This is a genomic window from Lactiplantibacillus sp. B652 (assembly GCF_023806745.1).
GTDB lineage: Bacteria > Bacillota > Bacilli > Lactobacillales > Lactobacillaceae > Lactiplantibacillus > Lactiplantibacillus pentosus.
The window spans coordinates 151271-168673 of sequence record NZ_JAMSKY010000003.1; the positions used below are offsets into that span (position 1 = coordinate 151271).

The 17403-nt window shown below is 43.5% G+C and carries 18 protein-coding genes, 1 tRNA gene and 1 pseudogene; 13 read left to right on the forward strand and 7 right to left on the reverse strand.

Translation table 11 applies throughout. The features are described 5' to 3' along the window. Nucleotides 1-38 precede the first annotated feature (38 nt). Nucleotides 39-650: pseudogene (locus tag MZO40_RS05520) on the forward strand (site-specific integrase); the annotation flags it as partial. A gap of 258 nt (nucleotides 651-908) precedes the next feature. On the opposite strand, the gene MZO40_RS05525 reads toward MZO40_RS05520, so the two are convergent. Beyond that, nucleotides 909-996 (reverse strand) — tRNA-Ser (locus MZO40_RS05525). 496 nt (nucleotides 997-1492) lie between these two features. Here MZO40_RS05525 and MZO40_RS05530 point away from each other — a divergent pair. From MZO40_RS05530 to MZO40_RS05540, 3 genes are all read left to right on the forward strand, one after another. Then, nucleotides 1493-1654 (forward strand): hypothetical protein, encoded by a 162-nt coding sequence (locus MZO40_RS05530; protein WP_158296982.1) that lies wholly within the window; start codon nucleotides 1493-1495, stop codon nucleotides 1652-1654. A gap of 342 nt (nucleotides 1655-1996) precedes the next feature. Further along, nucleotides 1997-2158 (forward strand): hypothetical protein, encoded by a 162-nt coding sequence (locus tag MZO40_RS05535; protein ID WP_158296983.1) that lies wholly within the window; start codon nucleotides 1997-1999, stop codon nucleotides 2156-2158. A 163-nt stretch (nucleotides 2159-2321) separates the two neighbouring features. After that, the gene (locus MZO40_RS05540; RefSeq protein ID WP_225083784.1) at nucleotides 2322-2594 is read left to right on the forward strand and encodes a hypothetical protein; all 273 of its coding nucleotides are present in this window, start codon (nucleotides 2322-2324) and stop codon (nucleotides 2592-2594) included. 131 nt (nucleotides 2595-2725) lie between these two features. Here the strand turns inward: MZO40_RS05540 and MZO40_RS05545 are convergent, their stop codons facing one another. Both MZO40_RS05545 and MZO40_RS05550 read right to left on the reverse strand, forming a co-directional pair. Beyond that, entirely contained in the window at nucleotides 2726-3667 is a 942-nt protein-coding gene (locus MZO40_RS05545) for a glycosyltransferase family 2 protein (RefSeq protein WP_101873368.1), read from the reverse strand. Nucleotides 3668-4108: 441 nt separating this feature from the next. Then, nucleotides 4109-4504: a hypothetical protein gene (locus MZO40_RS05550; protein ID WP_088771152.1), complete on the reverse strand. Its 396-nt coding sequence runs from the start codon at nucleotides 4502-4504 to the stop codon at nucleotides 4109-4111. A 172-nt stretch (nucleotides 4505-4676) separates the two neighbouring features. Between MZO40_RS05550 and MZO40_RS05555 the strand changes: the two genes are divergently transcribed. Together MZO40_RS05555 and MZO40_RS05560 are read left to right on the forward strand one after the other, a co-directional pair. Next, nucleotides 4677-5069: a hypothetical protein gene (locus MZO40_RS05555; RefSeq protein WP_252133151.1), complete on the forward strand. Its 393-nt coding sequence runs from the start codon at nucleotides 4677-4679 to the stop codon at nucleotides 5067-5069. Nucleotides 5070-5105: 36 nt separating this feature from the next. After that, complete coding sequence (locus MZO40_RS05560) at nucleotides 5106-6275, forward strand: hydroxymethylglutaryl-CoA synthase (protein WP_105960718.1); 1170 nt, start codon at nucleotides 5106-5108, stop codon at nucleotides 6273-6275. 48 nt (nucleotides 6276-6323) lie between these two features. On the opposite strand, the gene MZO40_RS05565 is transcribed toward MZO40_RS05560, so the two are convergent. Next, the gene (locus MZO40_RS05565; protein ID WP_105922295.1) at nucleotides 6324-6956 is read right to left on the reverse strand and encodes a hypothetical protein; all 633 of its coding nucleotides are present in this window, start codon (nucleotides 6954-6956) and stop codon (nucleotides 6324-6326) included. A 275-nt stretch (nucleotides 6957-7231) separates the two neighbouring features. Then, nucleotides 7232-7864, reverse strand: a complete 633-nt coding sequence (gene lexA / locus MZO40_RS05570; RefSeq protein ID WP_003638977.1) for a transcriptional repressor LexA — start codon at nucleotides 7862-7864, stop codon at nucleotides 7232-7234. 131 nt (nucleotides 7865-7995) lie between these two features. On the opposite strand from lexA, the gene MZO40_RS05575 reads away from it, so the two are divergent. Both MZO40_RS05575 and MZO40_RS05580 read left to right on the forward strand, forming a co-directional pair. After that, entirely contained in the window at nucleotides 7996-8253 is a 258-nt protein-coding gene (locus MZO40_RS05575; protein ID WP_031267439.1) for a DUF896 domain-containing protein, read from the forward strand. Between the two features lie 97 nt (nucleotides 8254-8350). Next, nucleotides 8351-8587, forward strand: coding sequence for a YneF family protein (locus MZO40_RS05580; protein WP_021336711.1), 237 nt, complete (start codon nucleotides 8351-8353; stop codon nucleotides 8585-8587). A 56-nt stretch (nucleotides 8588-8643) separates the two neighbouring features. Here MZO40_RS05580 and MZO40_RS05585 read toward each other — a convergent pair whose 3' ends face one another. Beyond that, the gene (locus MZO40_RS05585; protein WP_105960717.1) at nucleotides 8644-9273 is read right to left on the reverse strand and encodes a 1-acyl-sn-glycerol-3-phosphate acyltransferase; all 630 of its coding nucleotides are present in this window, start codon (nucleotides 9271-9273) and stop codon (nucleotides 8644-8646) included. 111 nt (nucleotides 9274-9384) lie between these two features. Between MZO40_RS05585 and MZO40_RS05590 the strand changes: the two genes are divergently transcribed. From MZO40_RS05590 to MZO40_RS05600, 3 genes are all read left to right on the forward strand, one after another. Then, entirely contained in the window at nucleotides 9385-10146 is a 762-nt protein-coding gene (locus MZO40_RS05590; protein WP_105960716.1) for a tRNA1(Val) (adenine(37)-N6)-methyltransferase, read from the forward strand. A gap of 214 nt (nucleotides 10147-10360) precedes the next feature. Then, entirely contained in the window at nucleotides 10361-10672 is a 312-nt protein-coding gene (locus MZO40_RS05595) for a GIY-YIG nuclease family protein (RefSeq protein WP_105960719.1), read from the forward strand. Nucleotides 10673-10756: 84 nt separating this feature from the next. After that, nucleotides 10757-11755 (forward strand): D-2-hydroxyacid dehydrogenase, encoded by a 999-nt coding sequence (locus MZO40_RS05600; RefSeq protein ID WP_050338482.1) that lies wholly within the window; start codon nucleotides 10757-10759, stop codon nucleotides 11753-11755. Nucleotides 11756-14488: 2733 nt separating this feature from the next. Here MZO40_RS05600 and MZO40_RS05605 read toward each other — a convergent pair. Continuing rightward, complete coding sequence (locus MZO40_RS05605; protein ID WP_105961152.1) at nucleotides 14489-15211, reverse strand: HAD family hydrolase; 723 nt, start codon at nucleotides 15209-15211, stop codon at nucleotides 14489-14491. 223 nt (nucleotides 15212-15434) lie between these two features. Here MZO40_RS05605 and rpsB point away from each other — a divergent pair, with 223 nt between their 5' ends. Together rpsB and tsf are read left to right on the forward strand one after the other, a co-directional pair. After that, a complete protein-coding gene (gene rpsB / locus MZO40_RS05610; RefSeq protein ID WP_003638969.1) occupies nucleotides 15435-16238 on the forward strand; it encodes a 30S ribosomal protein S2 in 804 nt (267 codons plus the stop codon). A gap of 102 nt (nucleotides 16239-16340) precedes the next feature. Continuing rightward, nucleotides 16341-17219 carry a translation elongation factor Ts gene (gene tsf / locus MZO40_RS05615; RefSeq protein WP_003638968.1) on the forward strand — a complete coding sequence of 293 codons (879 nt, stop codon included), beginning with the start codon at nucleotides 16341-16343 and terminating at the stop codon, nucleotides 17217-17219. The last annotated feature ends 184 nt before the right edge of the window (nucleotides 17220-17403 follow it).

Sequence of the window (17403 nt, forward strand, 5' to 3'; positions counted from 1 at the left end):
TAAATCGCTAAAGGACTTAATGGCTCCTTAATGAAACCCAGTTACAAACACTATTGGATTATCTACTTAAGACGCGTAATAAGAACTTCACTAGCAAGTATATGATTATCACGGCACTTATGACTGGCATGCGTCCCGGTGAAATTCAAGGACTCAGGTGGCAAGACATCAACCCACTTTTCAATACCATCCAAGTCACCCAGTCCTGGAACGAAGCCAACCAGGCTTTTCAAGACTTAAAAAATGAGTCATCCCATCGGACCGTTCGTATTGACAAATGGCTGATTGGTATACTATCTGAAATACCAAAACGTGGCAGTCAAGATTTAGTATTTGTCAATCAATACGGTACTATTCCAACCTCATCAGCTATTAATAAAACCTTACGTGAGTCTTTGCATAACAACATTGTGCTTAAGGGATTTCATTTTCAATCATGTCGTCATACTCACGTCGCTTACCTTTTAGCTCGCGGCATTGACCTCTATGCAATTTCTAAGCGACTTGGTCACAGTAATATTATTATCACCGCCAACGTGTACTCGTATCTAATTGACGAGTATAAAGCTAAGACAGATGATCAAATTGTAAAATCCTTAAGCAATCTCCGAGAACCAATCGCGAAATCACCTATTCAAAAGCAAAAATAATTTTGCGCATATTTTGCGCAAGGGTGCTACTAACGGCGCTATATCAAGCTCCAGAAATCCTGTACTCAGCCCTTTGCGCAAAAGAAGAATTTCAAACAATCGTCAATCCTAGGCATACTGTTAGATACCGCGCGCAAAATATGCGCAAAATGCTTTTCTTTTTTAGCCCTTTTTAGCCTTTTCTAAAAAAATAGAACCCTGACAAACGTTGATTTGTCGGGGTTCTTATTTCACTGACTAGTCTCTACTGCTTTAAAAAGGAGAGTACAGGATTTGAACCTGCGCGCCGGTATTAGCCGGTTCGCCGGATTTCGAGTCCGGTGCATTACCACTCTGCCAACTCTCCATGTGGTACTCAATTAGTATAGCATAATTTGAGGCCATAACAAATATTTATTCAAAAATTCTGACAATTATTCTGGAAAATAATCATAATATCTACACTAATTAATTGGTGGTTGTAATGCATTACTCAAGGATAGAATCGCAAACCTAGAGTGAACTATAGACGAGTAGGCAGTCTAAATGTCAGTAGCACTGGTTGTTGGAATAGCAGACAAATTGAATTCATTTTGTCGTAATCAGTCAAACATGATTCAGAAGCCTTGGTAGTACAGATTTGATTATCCATTAGAAATGGACACCTTGATGCAGTGAAGATATAGGTGAGGACGCCCCAGCAATCTTGGTAGCTGGGTCAAGGGGTTACGTCCAGTGAAAATAGCATTCTGTAGTAAAACGTTATGGATTCTGATACAATGACTTCGAGAAGAAAGATTTTTATGGGTGAAAGCCCAATTGGAAACTAAATGTCGGTATTTATTAGTTGGAGGCGCTTAGATATGTCAGAAGACGAAAAGCTTTATTTGGTGTGCGACGATTCACCTGGTGAGCCGCGCACGAAAGAAGAAATTGAAAATGATCGAAGACTTGATAATGACCCAATTTTACAAGCTAAAATTCGTAAAGAGATCGAAGAATTCAAACGGAAATTTGGTCTTTAATTAAATAACAATTTATGAGGCGCTTTACTTTTGTTGCCATTTTAAGCGTCGATATAGTTCTATTAAGCACATATAGTCTTGATTAGCGAATGCAACATTTTTGTTTTTGAACGGTCATCGATGTGACAGATCCTAAAACAGCCTTATAACAGTAACAATATAGAATGAGAGCCCATATTCAAACATGTTAGCTCAGATTAAGGGTAGCTGCCATGTGTAACATAACGTACAGTGGTAAGGCCCTATCGTTATTGGTATCATCTATTCCAGCACAGATGTAACATACGTCAGAAGCTAATTTGAACGTGATTGGTCCCGCTTATAATTGGGAGGTAGTTAGGTATGTCAAAAGAAGAAAAACTCTATCTGGTATGTGATGATACAGATAGTTTGCCGTTATCCAAGGAAGATATGGAAAAGACACGTAAGCTGGATAATGACCCTGTTGTACAAGCAAATATTCAAAAAGCCATGGAACAAGCTAAACAAATATTTGGACTTTAATTCAACCATAAAAATAACACTCACCAAATTTGAGTGAGTGTTATTTTTATGCCTAAATTGTCCCCAACAGATATATAACAAAGATGAGGAGGTTACAAGAGGCTGGTTTAATGCTATCATACGGTGAGTAAGTTACCTCCCGCAGAAAGAATTGTGAATATTAATGATACTAGATCATATTGATCCATATTCGGACAAGCTTCAGTCATTACAGCAATTGCGAGTGACCATCGAGATTGGCATGGATATTCAGATTAAAATTCATGATACTGAATGGTACATTGGTCCGCTACAGGGTAAGCGATTGATTTCAAAGAATAATGGTGACTTTATGCATATGTTTGAGACCGATAATCCGGATGAAGTGTTGAATTATGTGATTGACGGCCAACGAATCAGGGACCAATGGCGAGATATTGTGATTGTGTCGATGTAAGGTGTCATTTAAGAAATATAGGCCTGACGGTGTTTTCTGCACTGTTAGGCTTTTTTGCGTCACACCAAAAAAAGCCGCCATCATCCGACAGCAGCTTTCCTTCTAAATTCAATTTATATCAAAAACAGGTTTTACTTCTTTTCCTGCACAATATAATGTGGCCGATGCTTCGACTCGATATAAATCTTACCGATATAATTGCCGATGATTCCCAAGCAGAATAACTGAATTCCGCCGATGAAAAGGAAGATCGTGACTAATGAAGCCCAACCACCGACACTGTTATTAAACAAGAGTTTGCGAATAATAACGACAAAGATACTAATAATTGAAGCGGCGGATAAGAGACCACCCGTCAGAGTTGCAATTTTTAGTGGCACGTCGGAGAAGTCAACGATTGCATCTACTGAATAGCTAAAGAGTTGCAACATTGACCAGTGAGTTTCGCCGGCGGAACGGGGCTGATTTTCGAACTTTAAATAAGTCGTTCGAAAACCGACCCAATTGAAGATTCCCTTTGAGAACCGATTGTATTCCGGGAGCTCCAAAATGGCATCGACCATTTGCCGGGTCATGAGCCGGTAGTCACGGGCATTCGGAATAATTTGGACTTTTGAGATTTTGTTGACGACCGAGTAGAAGGACCGAGACAAGAAGGAACGGATGAATGGTTCGCCCGCGCGGTTTTCCCGCATTGTACCGATACAATCATAATCGCCGGTTTCAATCATTGCTAACATCTTTGGTAGGAGCGACGGTGGATCTTGTAAGTCGACATCCATGACTGCGACGTAATCGCCAATCGTGTGCTGCAACCCAGCTAACAAGCCGGCTTCCTTGCCGAAGTTTCGTGAAAATGACACGTAATGAACCGTATCAGGATGGGCGGCGTTTAAATTCCGAAGAACGGTTAGTGTATCATCGGAAGAACCGTCGTTGACGAAAACGTATTCCGTGGTGATGTCATTAAAAGCTTCCGGATTGTCGGCCAGCACCTTCTCGACAGTGTTGTAGAAAATTTCAATCGTAGGTTCCTCGTTGTAGCAGGGAACAACTAGACTCATGGTTTTCATAATTATTGAATCCGACCTTTGCATTATTATTAGTTTAGTCAATGACCACACGGGGTATAAAGTGCGACGCCGTGTCGTCAGTTGAAAATGTGGACCACGTTTGCACGCTAATGGTAAACGGGCCAGATGGTTTCAACCAGTATGAATATCATAGCCTGAATTCAGACATAAAGCAATCAGTTCTCAAACGACAAAAATTGTAATAATGAATAATAATGGAACTAGCTGCCCCGGACGATTGATTTGAGTAACAAATTGAACGATCACTAGCGCAATCATTAACACGCGAAAAGAAGGACTCACAACGCTTAATTGCGATGTGGGGCCCTTTTGTTGGAATATGAATCTGGAGCCGCGGATGTCGGTCTCATCCACCTCTCACAGTTTCCGTAAAATGACTCGATTTCTCACTTAATGATACAAATTAAACATATAGAAATCTTAACTATTTGTGACCACCGCTTTGGTCATCTGACTCACTGCATGTACGCGTGAAACCACCAGCGAGGTCGCCGTCAGCGAGCCCTCCAAAAGGCCTAAAATAGTCAGCGGTGAGACGGAATCCCCGATACGCACTTGCCAATCAACCATGGCATGATAATCAGTCGTCTCGATTTGGAGGACAAACTGTTGACCATTCAATGCAGTAATCGTCAAATGCCGCGGTGACAGAGCGACAATCTCGCCATCGAGGGGCGCACTGATGATCCTGTCATTTGGCTGAATGCGCATCAATGGCGTTTGATGCGCTACCGATGGCAATGACTGGATGGTCCTGGCGGAACCGGTAACGGGTTGGTGTAGACGAATTTGATACTGACGACGGAATAACCCCATGATTGCTCGCTCCTTACTAAATGATTAACGCTTACTTCAACTTTTCATGCCAAGCATAACTTATGGGACCCGTTTCAGGTCAAGCTAGGGCAATCATAAATGTATGGCAACATGATATAATAGTTGAGAAATCTTCGGATAGTTAATGAACATGGCCTGAAAGGGTGGTTGCATGGATTTTGTGGATTTAACACCGATTGCCTTAGAACATACGCCGCTTGGCACGCGTAATCAGTTGCCAGAAGTACATGCGTGGCAGCTAGATTGGGACAAACTCGCACGGCTGATTCGCGATAACCAGGATGTGATGGCTCAAGTGGAAGCCGGACTCGCAGAAGATTGGCTCAATACGCATGGCACGATTTGGGACAGTACAACGGGTTACCATCGTTATCCAAATGATAACCGTGAATTTGATGATACGGTCTTCTGGGCGGCCTCCACTTGGGCAACACCGGCAATTGTGGTAACCTTTCATAATGAGATTAGTCAGGCATTCAGTTGTTACCGCGTGGGTAAGGACCCGGATTTTCATTATTTGGGACCACTAGGCCGGGCACATTAAGGCTAGCTTCAGTCTGAATAAATTGGAGGAACGAACGTGAAAGTTGGAATTGACAAGTTGCATTTTGCAACCTCACATCTATACGTTGATATGGCAGAGTTGGCAACGGCACGTCAGGAAGAACCTGACAAATATTTGATTGGAATTGGTCAGTCACGGATGGCGGTCATCCCACCGAGTCAGGATACGGTGACCTTAGCCGCAAACGCTGCTGCGCCGATGTTAACAGCCGCTGACATTGAAGCAATCGACTTGCTGATTGTTGGAACGGAGTCAGGCATTGATAACTCAAAGGCCAGTGCCATCTATGTAGCCCGGCTGTTAGGATTGAATCGCCGGGTCCGTACCATTGAAATGAAGGAAGCCTGTTATGCGGCTACGGCAGGATTGCAATTGGCGCAAGACCACGTCCGCGCTCATCCTGATAAGAAAGCACTCGTTATTGGTAGCGACATTGCACGCTACGGACTCAACACACCTGGTGAACCCACTCAGGGCGGCGGTGCAGTCGCCATGTTAGTCAGTGCTGATCCTCAAGTCTTAGCGCTGGGGACCGAATCATGTGTGCTGAGTGAAGATGTCATGGATTTTTGGCGACCGTTGTATCATACAACTGCCTTGGTGGACGGCAAATACTCATCAAACATCTATATCGATTATTTTCAAGATGTCTTCAAGGGATACTTGCAGAAAACGGGCATGCAGCCAGAAGATTTAGCGGCGCTCGTCTTTCATTTGCCATATACAAAGATGGGACTTAAAGCACTTCGGAGCGCCTTGCCATTAGTAGATGATGCCCAACAAGCGAGTTGGCTCGCCCATTTCGAGCACGCTCGGCAACTAAATCGACAGGTGGGTAACTTGTACACCGGCTCATTGTACTTGAGTTTGTTGTCACAATTGTTGACTGATGACAAATTAAAGGCCGGTGACCGCTTAGGCTTATTCAGTTATGGTTCCGGGGCTGAAGGTGAATTCTTCACGGGTGAGTTGCAACCAGATTACCAAGCCGGCTTGGATGTTGGGTTACCACAACGGTTAGCACGCCGTCAACGGGTCAGTGTGTCCGAGTACGAAAAGCTGTTCAACGGACAGTTAGCTTGGCGCGCGGATGACCAGACCATTGATGTGGCCGATGATCCTCATCGATTCGTCTTGACTGGTCAGCAGGATGAGCAACGCCAGTACTTGGATCGTGAGGCTTAATAAAAAAGCGCTTGTTACTAGCAAGATGGCTAGAACAAGTGCTTTTTGTTATTTGAAATTATTAGCGGTAATGACACCATCTTTGACACTCAACAAGGTCTTATCTGTCGTATCAGGTTGCAAAAGTTGAATCGTATAGCCAGCAGCTAAATTCTTTTTAAGCGACTTGGATAGGGACTTGAAATTGGAAGTGATTGTCGTGATGGCCTTCTGGTTTTCATCAGGATACGATTTGATCGTTTTTAACGATTTGACGTATTTTTTACCGGTTGGAGTAATCGTATATGTCTTAGTGGCTTTCGTGAAGGCGACGGTACCAATTGACTTGTAATTTTCCTGCAACTGTTTGAGAATATTTTCTTCGTTCAACTTAGTCGTCGCAGCCTCACGCTTGGCGCTACCTTCATTAAAGACAACTTGTGAGGAACTTAAACTCGTCGTTTTAGACTTACTCGTGCTGGAACTGCTTGTCGAACTCGAAGCAGTCTGGCTGGTGGTTGCGGCGTGTGACTGGTTATAAGGCCAGTATGGCAATTTGATCACCGCATAGATGGTGACCACCGCGCTCAGAACCGTTACGACTGTCAGAAACTTCCAACCACCACCGGTTTGACGTGCGTAAATCACAGAAAATAATGCTAATAGAAAAACAATCAAGCCCATAATGGCTAGGAACAACATGTAACCAACTCCCAATGTTTGAAATAGTATAATCATTATACCATTGAACTATCGACCAGTTCGGGTGGAATTCAAATATTTTATCTTTGGCAGCCAGTGCAATGCCAAAATCATCACATGACCCATGACTTGTACTGGTTTGTAGCGGGGCCGGAAAGTGGAATCAGCCGTATCGCCCAGATTAATTGGCACGACCTACAATTAAACGTCTCCGAAGTGGTGATTGTTTGACTGAAAAATAAAAAAGGTGGCACAAGGCCACCTTAAATTAGTGTTTATTGATAGAGCATATCACGGTAGAGTCCCACAACTTTACCTAATACGGAGACGTTATTTAAAATAATTGGCGCCATCGTATCATTTTCTGGCTGTAGGCGGTAATGGTCTGCTTCCTTGAAGAACCGCTTGCAAGTGGCTTCGTTCTCGTCGGTCATCGCAATGATGATGTCGCCATTGTCAGCCGAGCTTTGACGGCGAACGATGACTTGGTCACCATTCATGATGCCAATGTTGATCATACTTTCACCGCGAATCGTCAGCATAAACAGATCGCCGCCAAATGATTCGAGTTCTTTTGGAATTGGAAAATAGTCAGTTGCTTCTTGGACTGCGAGAATTGGCTGGCCGGCAGTGACGGTCCCAAGCACTGGAATCTGGTGGGGCGTTGTTTCGACTCCGAGGGCTTCAAAACCAGCAGGCGTGACTTCGATTGCTCGCGGCTTAGTCGGGTCCTTTTGAATTAACCCTTTCTTTTCAAGCCGTGAAATATGTCCGTGAACGGTGGAAGTCGAAGATAAGTCAACGGCTTCGCCAATTTCACGTACGGTTGGCGGATATCCTTTTTCATTGACGCGTTCATAAATAAAACGGAGAACGGCCATTTGTTTGCTTTCCGATGTTTTACTCATCTTGGCACCTCATTTTTTTGTCATTAATGGTTAAACCAATTGTAGCATAGCGTTTGCCAGCTTTCAAACAAATGTTCGGTTGACAAACACAATTAATTGATTTAGTGTCCATTTTCGTGTATATTGCTTTGATGAAGGGAGCTGCTGCTTTGATTTCAAAAGAATTAATCGCTCGGATCAATGAGTTGGCTCATAAGGCGAAAGCTGAAGGGCTCACCGAGTTAGAAGAAGCGGAACGACAAGAGTTACGCGAAAAATATTTAAAAGAATTCCGGGCTGGGTTTCGGCAACAAGTCGAAATGCTTCAGGTCTATGATAAGGACGGTAAGGAAGTTACCCCAGAAAAGGTCCGCCAGGTTCAACGTGATCGCGGTCTCCGGGATGATTAACCGATTTCAGGAAAATTTGCCAACTGACAAATTTTCCTTTTCTTTTATTATTAATTTGTGTAGACTAGTTTAATGAAGACTGTAATAAGGGAGGGGAATGACTGTGTCTACTGGAATTTGGATTTTAATCGTCGTGATCGGTGTATTGGTCGGTTTAACCGGTGGTTTCTTTGGTGCGCGACACTATATGCAAAACTACTTGAAGCAAAACCCGCCGATTAGCGAAGAAATGCTTCGGAGCATGATGATGCAAATGGGTCAGCGCCCATCCGAAAAGAAGCTTCATCAGATGTTGAACTCGATGAAGGCTGCTTCTAAAAACGATAAAAAGTAAGCATTCAAAAAAGTGCCGGTCGCAAGTTGCAACCGACACTTTTTTGATGGCTAGACCTATTTCTTGGTACTAGCAGGATCAACGTATTTGAAGGATGGATCAATTTGTCGATCCAAGTCATCAAACGCCGTTAACATTTGTGTTTCAATTAGTTTTTGACCGGCATCATCGAGTTTGAGCTTGCGGTCAACGTAAATTGGTTCACCGAAGCGTACGGTGACTTGCTGGCGACTAAACAGTTGTTTGAAGGTCAATGGGCCTTGATATACCGTTGGAACGAGTGGGACACCCGCCATCTTGGCAATCACGGTCGCACCGCCTTTTAATTCTTGCGAGTGGCGCGTTCCTGAAGGGTACATAATCAGTGATAATTTGCCGCTTCGCAAAAATTTGACGGGCGTCTTGATGGCGGACGGACCGGGGTGTTTCCGGTTGACTGGAAACGCATTGGCATGAACCAGGATGAACCGCAAGACCGGATTTTTAAATAATTCTTCCTTAGCCATAAAACTGAATTTCATTGGACTGCCGGCGAGGGCGTAGTACAGCGGATCGAACCAAGTACGGTGCGGTCCAACCAGGATATAAGCGCCTTCGGGAAGGTTTTCGCGTCCTTGATAACGGGGGCGACCATTGATTGCCGTGATGATGAGCCGGACGAGCCCGCGCATGAATGAATAAAACATGACGATCTTCCTTTCAATTACTAACTGCTCACAGTATGACGAAATTTGATAAATTCTGCAAGTTAATTGTATGATAACGTTGCAGTGAATTCAGAAGAGAGGTGGCCGAACATGGCAGATGTCACGTTACACGCCGATGAGCGGATTGACCAACTATATAGTAAACAAGTTCAAATTATTCAGAGTTCCCAAGTCTTTGCGTTCTCATTAGACGCGGTCTTATTGGGGGACTTCGCCCAGGTTGCGAAGGGGGCTAAGAGTCAAATCGTCGACCTGTGTGCTGGCAATGGTGCCGTTGGGTTATTTGTCAGTGCCAAGACGCACGGCCACATCACCGCTGTCGAAATCCAACCGCGCCTTGCGGATATGGCCGAACGGAGCGTTATTTTGAATGATTTGACGGTGCAGATGACGGTACTTAATGAAGACTTATTAAAAATTACGCAGCAACTACCCAAAGATTCCGTGGATACGGTGCTGTGTAATCCACCTTATTTTAAGGACCAGCCACAGAGCGTCAAAAATCCCAATCCGCACCTGGCCATCGCGCGCCATGAACTTTCGGCCAACTTGGATCAGATTTTAGCTGTGACAAGTGATTTACTTAAAATGAATGGCAAAGCCTACTTTGTTCATCGTCCAGAACGTCTAGATGAATTATTCACCTTAATGCAGACTCACCGTTTAGCACCAAAACGGCTGCGATTCGTGCATCCCAAGGCTGACCGGGAAGCGAACATGGTCCTGATCGAAATGATCAAGGACGGCAAACCAAACGGCGTTCGAATTTTACCGCCGTTAGTCGTTTACCACGCCGATGGCACCTATGGAAAAGAGGTGCACACGTTACTTTATGGCGAAACAAAAGCATAAACCAGTTGAATCTGAACCAGCGACGCCAGCTACTACGGCTTCTAAGCGACGGACGAAAGGTAAGCAGGTCGCACTAAAGCCGCGGTCAAAAAAGTCGCAGTCGACACAACCAAAGTCGAAGTCCCAAAAATTGAAGCCGGTAAAGCCAAAGTCGAAACAAAAAAAGCTGAAGGCCAACGCGTCGACAGCCGATTCACAATCTTCCACAGAGTCAATGGCCAAACAAACTGCTGATACACATCATGCTGACCAAGTGACTGGCAAGCAGTACTACTTTTATGTGTTGCTCTGTGCAGACGCGACCCTCTATGGCGGCTTTACAGACAATCTGGAACGGCGGCTCGCGACCCACAATGCCGGGAAGGGTGCCAAGTATACGCGGGTCAAATCACGACGGCCCGTTAAAATGATCTACCATGAAACTTTCAATGATAAATCAAGCGCCTTAAAGGCCGAATATGCCTTCAAACATCAATCGAGAGCTGCCAAGCTAAAATACTTGTCAGCACACGATGTAAAAATTTAGCAAAGTTTTCACAATTTATGATTTTATTTCTGGCATTTACTGTTATAATGTTTAATGTATCAATATATAGGAGGAATTTTTGTAATGAAAATTATTGCATATGCTGTACGTGATGACGAACGTCCATTCTTCGATACTTGGATGAAAGAAAACCCAGATGTTGAAGTAAAATTAGTTCCAGAATTACTTACTGAAGACAACGTTGACTTAGCTAAAGGCTTCGACGGTGCCGATGTATACCAACAAAAGGACTATACTGCTGAAGTATTAAACAAGTTAGCCGACGAAGGGGTTAAGAACATCTCTCTTCGTAACGTTGGTGTTGATAACTTGGACGTTCCTACTGTTAAAGCACGTGGCTTAAACATTTCTAACGTACCTGCATACTCACCAAATGCGATTGCTGAATTATCAGTAACGCAATTGATGCAATTATTACGTCAAACCCCAATGTTCAACAAGAAGTTAGCTAAGCAAGACTTCCGTTGGGCTCCAGACATCGCTAAAGAATTAAACACGATGACTGTTGGTGTTATTGGTACTGGCCGTATCGGTCGCGCAGCCATTGATATCTTCAAAGGTTTCGGTGCTAAGGTTATCGGTTACGATGTTTACCGGAATGCTGAACTTGAAAAAGAAGGTATGTACGTTGATACTTTGGACGAATTATACGCCCAAGCTGATGTTATCACGTTACACGTTCCTGCATTGAAGGATAACTACCACATGTTAAATGCGGATGCCTTCAGCAAGATGAAAGATGGCGCCTACATCTTAAACTTCGCTCGTGGGACACTCATCGACTCAGAAGACTTGATCAAAGCCTTGGACAGTGGCAAAGTTGCCGGTGCTGCCCTCGATACCTACGAATACGAAACTAAGATCTTCAACAAGGATCTTGAAGGTCAAACGATTGATGACAAGGTCTTCATGAACTTGTTCAACCGTGACAACGTTTTGATTACACCACATACGGCTTTCTACACTGAAACTGCCGTTCACAACATGGTGCACGTTTCAATGAACAGCAACAAGCAATTCATCGAAACTGGTAAAGCTGACACGCAAGTTAAGTTTGACTAATTTCGACAATCGTTAATTAAAAGCAACTGGGACTTAGGTTTCGGTTTGTAAAATGGATGGTAACGAAAAATCTTTCTGGATTTTCCGTTACCATCTTTTTTTATTTTTATGTTGAATTTGGAAGGAATTGATTACAAGAATGCGCGTGCAGCTGTCGACCGGTAGAAAGCGATGCCATTCTGTCCTTCTTTAATTGGAATTACACAGCACGGATGGCCACATGTACTTGAGGGGGGACGCTTGATAATGGTAGAATTGTTTCAACGACGAATTAAGCGCGCCAAGCAGGAAAAACGTGAACTCGTCGCCTAAGTCTTGTGAAATGGCCTCAAACCAGCAATCATTAAAGCTGAAATTTTAGGCGATTGGTTATATTGCATTGTGCATCGAAAAGCCGAGAATTCGTGCTTATTAGCTTTATACACATTTACGCGTTGTGCTAGTTATGATTTAGCCTTAAAGATGGTTAAATCATGACAATTTCTAAGTTCAAGTGCTGCCAGCTGAGACTCGCTGGAAAAAGTGCGACTTAGCGTAAAGCTGTCGTGTTGTTCGTCCTACACCGGCTTCCAGGTATTTCTGGCAACGCTGGAACGCGATGGACACAGATTTAAGCCGAAAGCCCACGTCTTAAATACTGGTCTTCCACGTTAGCTGCAGTATGGATGAAACGTGTTCAGGTCAGACTGGGACTTCCGGTTAGCTACGCCAGAACGCCAAGCGGAAATGCACCGCTTAACGCTCTAGCTAGGCTAATCCTCAGTCCCAACCCGTCTGAACCTCACACTCTGAAAAACGCTGAGCATTGTCAGAAACACCCTCCAGCCTGGATGGTATTCGAAAGGCGAATATTGTGGACTCAAATTTTGATGGATTGATCGTTGGCTCCTAAGTAGACGGTCATTTTGGCATTAAACTATCAGCTGTTTTCTAATAATTGTTCAGCTTCCTTATCCATGATTTAATACTTCGGACACGCAGTTTCACTGAAATTGTCAGAATTTCCTCTAGTCACCTGAGATGGCAAAATCTCAAATTCTAAACGACGGTAATTTCATCGACTCATTTCAAGACTAATTGCCATTGAATTTGTGGTATTGAGATGAGCAAATAGCATTCAGAAATCTTCTCAGTAATTAAATGCTATAAGTCTTTATCGATACCAACTAAAAGTTTGCCTGAAGGACCAGTCACTTAATATTCAGTGGTCAATTGCACCCAGATAGGTGGCTGTTCATCTGCCATTCGAGCGGGTTCCCGACTGTAGGGGCTGGCTGACAATGCTCAAGGGCGAAGTTCTTCTTGTCCGGGTGAGTTTCCCGGGCTAGAAGAAGACTCGTGTTTGAAATTGCGCAGTGGGTTTCTGCGTGAGTTCAAATCGATGTCCGCCCTGTTCCAGCGTTGTCAGCCAGCCCCGGAAGTCGGACTAAGGCGCGCACCGGCAGACGAACAGGACGCCAAATTGTCATGATTTAACCATGAATCATGACAATTTAGCTAGCACAATGCGTACATTTATATTTCAGAATATTGAGGGATTGAGGAGGCAAACCAATGAAAGAAAAACGGTTAAAAATATTCATTTCGTGGATTTCATTTTTACTTTTGATCCTTGTGGTGGCATTAGCAATCTATTTATTTAATAATGTCTATTTTAATATCGTGTATTTTATTGTCGCCATGATATTAATGTACCTGACGAGCGTTGATAAGCCTTTGAATAACTATATTTATCGCAAAATCCATTTGTAGGCGGTACAAATGAGCCATAAGTTTAAGAATGTTATTTTGATTTGGTGCTGGTTCCATCGCATGTCGCATTGCCGGGATGTTGTGCATCTCGCAAAGTCAGCGACTATGCTCAAAAGCAGCAGCCATATCTAGACTGGATTTTTAATGAGCCAAAAGCATCGATGTTCGTCGCAGTGACTGAAAAAGAAAAAGTGTGTTCTAAACTTCCTTTAAAGAAGGCTAGAACACACTTTTTGTATTGGAACCGATCTGCAAAGCATAAGGCGACACGATCAGTTATTCGCTGCATACGGGTAATTAGGCCGTGTGGTACATCGCAGCGATGGCGCAGGACAACATTTACAAAAGTTAATTGAAATTGAATGAGGTGTTGCGGTGCGTCATGATGGTGCTTTACTTTGATGATTGTCGTATCGGCAGTTCAAGCTATCCTTTTGCTTGCAGTCGCGTATGACATTTACAGTCGTGCAGTCCTAAATTTAAACCGTGCAAAAAATATCAGGGTTAAAACTGATATAATGTGGTTTAAGTTTTTAACGACAGTAAAAAAGCAATCTCGTACGATGTTGCAAATTAAGATATTGCGTCGAACTTGCAAGACAAGGCTAGTTCAAGTAGCCCTGTCTCTGCATGTGATATCATATCACGGTGGCGCAATCGGTACAACGGACAGATATCAGGCACCGAGTTGACTGCATCTCAAATTGGAAAGGATACAGGTCAATTAACCGAAGTTGTACAGCTGCTTAAGACGGGTCAGGACAGCATAAATAACCTAACGAACTGTTAAGACTGCACAAGCAGACGACGTATACCAGGGCAACTGGGACGGTTATCACGTCTTTTTAATATGTTTACGGTTTTAACAATCAAGACTGTTGCGAATTGCGCAACAAAAAAACAGACCTCAGCCAAGCTTGCTGACTAAGGTCTGTTTTAACAATATCACTGAAAATCGAAATCAACTCACGATGCTTCAGCTTACGACGCACTGGCTGCTTGAACCAATGCTAGTAGGAGCTCGTTTAATTCAGCAGGGCTCTGAATGATTTGGTCCGGAATGACACTTGGAGTGACTTGGTCATTGTGTCGATAATTAAACCAAAAAGTTTGCCAGCCGGCGTGTTTGGCGCTGGTCATATCTAGCGCCGCATTATCACCGACATAGACGGCTTCATTAGCCTTAATGCCGACCTGATGTGCCCAAGTGGTGAAGATGGATGGGTCCGGCTTAGCAATACCCAGTTCATCAGAAATGAAAATATTGTCTGGGTGAACAAAATGTTCAATTTGGAGTTGGTGCAGCTTTTGATGTTGGATCGGTGCTGGACCATTCGTAATGATGCCGATTTTGAACGCGTGGCTTAGCTTGGTCAGCGTGCCAGCCAGTCCATCGAACAAACTGATGTGGTCGAGCGCCTGTTGATAAGTCATTTCAAATTGAATGGCCCAATCGGTACTGACGTGTTTGACGATGGGTGCTAAGGCGTGGCGAATTCTAGCGGTCTGCCAAGCTTCAAGACTCATCGTCGTGTCCATGACTTGATTAAAGGTTTGTTCATTGAAATCGTGGAACCGATTAAATATTTTTGCCAATTCGTCCTGACTTAAAACCGATTGATAAGTTTTTGTTAAAGCAGCGACGAACGGTGATTTTTGATCATATAACGTATCGTCAAGATCAAAAATGATGGCTTTTATCATAATTAAGTGAGCCCCCTATGCGAGATAGTATTTTAACACACTTTCTGTAATTCACAAATTCTTGCTGAAATTGCTTGCATACAACCGGGATTTTCGGTATACTAATTTTCGGTGTTAAAACCAATTCACACCTACTGGGATAATTGCGGCGGTGCTCGGGAGAGTGTCGTAATTAGATGAGCAGTGGGGAGGAATAAAACAAATTTTTGGAGGCACATTTATTATGGCTGTTATTTCTATGAAACAATTGCTTGAAGCCGGTGTCCATTTCGGTCACCAAACTCGTCGCTGGAACCCAAAGATGAAACCATACATCTTTACGGAACGTAACGGAATCTACATCATTGACTTACAAAAGACGGTCAAGATGATCGACTCAGCTTACAACTTCGTTAAGGACGCTGCCGCTGATGATGGCGTTATCTTGTTTGTTGGGACTAAGAAACAAGCCCAAGATTCAATCGAAGAAGAAGCAACTCGTGCAGGTCAATACTACGTTAACCATCGTTGGTTAGGTGGGACTTTGACCAACTGGAACACCATCCAAACTCGGATCAAGCGTCTTAAAGACTTGAAGAAGATGGAAGCTGACGGTACTTTCGAACGTTTACCTAAGAAGGAAGTTTCATTATTAATGAAGCAACGGGCTAAGCTCGAAAAATTCTTGGGCGGTATCGAAGACATGCCTCGGATTCCAGACGTTATCTTCATCGTTGACCCTCGCAAGGAACAAATTGCGGTTAAGGAAGCTCAAAAGTTGAACATTCCGATCGTTGCCATGGTTGATACGAACACCGATCCAGATGATATCGATGTTATTATCCCATCAAACGATGACGCTATCCGTGCCGTTCGTTTGATCACTTCTAAGATGGCTGACGCTGTCATTGAAGGTCGTCAAGGTGAAGACGAAGACGTTACTGAAGATTCTTTCAAAGATGACAAGGATGCTAAGAAGTCCGTTGATTCATTGGAAGACATCGTTGAAGCTGTTGAAGGCGACAACGACGCAAAGTCTGACAAATAATTAATTGAAATAATTAGGCTGCCTAAAAATCGCGGACCATTACGGCCTGATTTTGTGGGCAGCTTTTTATCTAAAAACAAGAGACTCAAAGGAGAGTAAACTATGGCAAAGATTTCTGCAGCACAAGTTAAAGAACTTCGTGATAAAACCGGTGTTGGTATGATGGACGCTAAAAAGGCGTTAGTTGAAACTGAAGGCGACATGGAAAAAGCCGTTGACGTTTTACGTGAAAAAGGGGTTGCCAAGGCTGAAAAGAAGAGTGGCCGGGTTGCCGCTGAAGGTATCGCCGCTGTTGCCATCAAAGACAACAAGGCTGCCATTGTTGAAATCAACTGTGAAACTGACTCAGTTGCTTCAACTGACAAGTTCAAGGACTTAGTCGCTGAAGTTGCTGACAAGATCGCAGAAGAAAACCCAGCATCTGTTGACGATGCCTTAGCTTTAAAGACGGCTAACGGTACGATTAAGGATGACGTTATCGAAACGACTCAAGTTACTGGTGAAAAGATCAGCCTTCGTCGTTTCCAAGTGGTTGAAAAGGGTGCCGACCAAAACTTTGGTTCATACATCCACAATGGTGGCCAAATTGCCGCTTTAGTTGTGTTAGACGGTGCGGACAGTGCAACTGCTAAGGATGTTGCCATGCACGTTGCTGCCATCAACCCAGAATACGTTAACCGCGAACAAGTGCCTGCTGACCGGTTAGCACATGAAAAAGAAGTTTTAGTTAAGGAAGCCTTGAACGAAGGTAAACCTGAAAAGATCGTTGAAAAAATGGTTGAAGGCCGTTTGAACAAATGGCTCTCAGAAATCAGCTTAGACGACCAAGAATTCGTTAAGGATTCTGACCAAACGGTTGCACACTTTGTTGAATCAAAGGGTGGCAAGGTTAACGCATTCATTCGCTTCGAAGTTGGCGAAGGAATCGAAAAGAAGGCTGACAACTTTATCGATGAAGTTATGAGCCAAATCAAAGACTAATTACTGTCTAAAGGATTAGCTAATTGGGGATTGCGACAAAAAGTCATTTTTGCCGCGGTCTCTTTTTTGTTGCCAGGGCGTGAAGCCGCTTTAAAAAGAGAATTCGGTTAATTTTTCGCGCGGATTGTGCTTGCAAGCCAAACGCTAATTCAAATATATGGTAAAATAATAGACAGATAATTTC

Bases quoted from the DNA above. Each gene is read 5' to 3' on its own strand.
- MZO40_RS05530 (WP_158296982.1), top strand. From the start codon at position 1,493: ATGTCAGAAGACGAAAAGCTTTATTTGGTGTGCGACGATTCACCTGGT.
- MZO40_RS05535 (WP_158296983.1), top strand. From the start codon at position 1,997: ATGTCAAAAGAAGAAAAACTCTATCTGGTATGTGATGATACAGATAGT.
- MZO40_RS05540 (WP_225083784.1), top strand. From the start codon at position 2,322: ATGATACTAGATCATATTGATCCATATTCGGACAAGCTTCAGTCATTA.
- MZO40_RS05545 (WP_101873368.1), bottom strand. From the start codon at position 3,667: ATGAAAACCATGAGTCTAGTTGTTCCCTGCTACAACGAGGAACCTACG.
- MZO40_RS05550 (WP_088771152.1), bottom strand. From the start codon at position 4,504: ATGGGGTTATTCCGTCGTCAGTATCAAATTCGTCTACACCAACCCGTT.
- MZO40_RS05555 (WP_252133151.1), top strand. From the start codon at position 4,677: ATGGATTTTGTGGATTTAACACCGATTGCCTTAGAACATACGCCGCTT.
- MZO40_RS05565 (WP_105922295.1), bottom strand. From the start codon at position 6,956: ATGTTGTTCCTAGCCATTATGGGCTTGATTGTTTTTCTATTAGCATTA.
- lexA (WP_003638977.1), bottom strand. From the start codon at position 7,864: ATGAGTAAAACATCGGAAAGCAAACAAATGGCCGTTCTCCGTTTTATT.
- MZO40_RS05575 (WP_031267439.1), top strand. From the start codon at position 7,996: ATGAAGGGAGCTGCTGCTTTGATTTCAAAAGAATTAATCGCTCGGATC.
- MZO40_RS05580 (WP_021336711.1), top strand. From the start codon at position 8,351: ATGACTGTGTCTACTGGAATTTGGATTTTAATCGTCGTGATCGGTGTA.
- MZO40_RS05585 (WP_105960717.1), bottom strand. From the start codon at position 9,273: ATGTTTTATTCATTCATGCGCGGGCTCGTCCGGCTCATCATCACGGCA.
- MZO40_RS05590 (WP_105960716.1), top strand. From the start codon at position 9,385: ATGGCAGATGTCACGTTACACGCCGATGAGCGGATTGACCAACTATAT.
- MZO40_RS05595 (WP_105960719.1), top strand. From the start codon at position 10,361: ATGGCCAAACAAACTGCTGATACACATCATGCTGACCAAGTGACTGGC.
- MZO40_RS05600 (WP_050338482.1), top strand. From the start codon at position 10,757: ATGAAAATTATTGCATATGCTGTACGTGATGACGAACGTCCATTCTTC.
- MZO40_RS05605 (WP_105961152.1), bottom strand. From the start codon at position 15,211: ATGATAAAAGCCATCATTTTTGATCTTGACGATACGTTATATGATCAA.
- rpsB (WP_003638969.1), top strand. From the start codon at position 15,435: ATGGCTGTTATTTCTATGAAACAATTGCTTGAAGCCGGTGTCCATTTC.
- tsf (WP_003638968.1), top strand. From the start codon at position 16,341: ATGGCAAAGATTTCTGCAGCACAAGTTAAAGAACTTCGTGATAAAACC.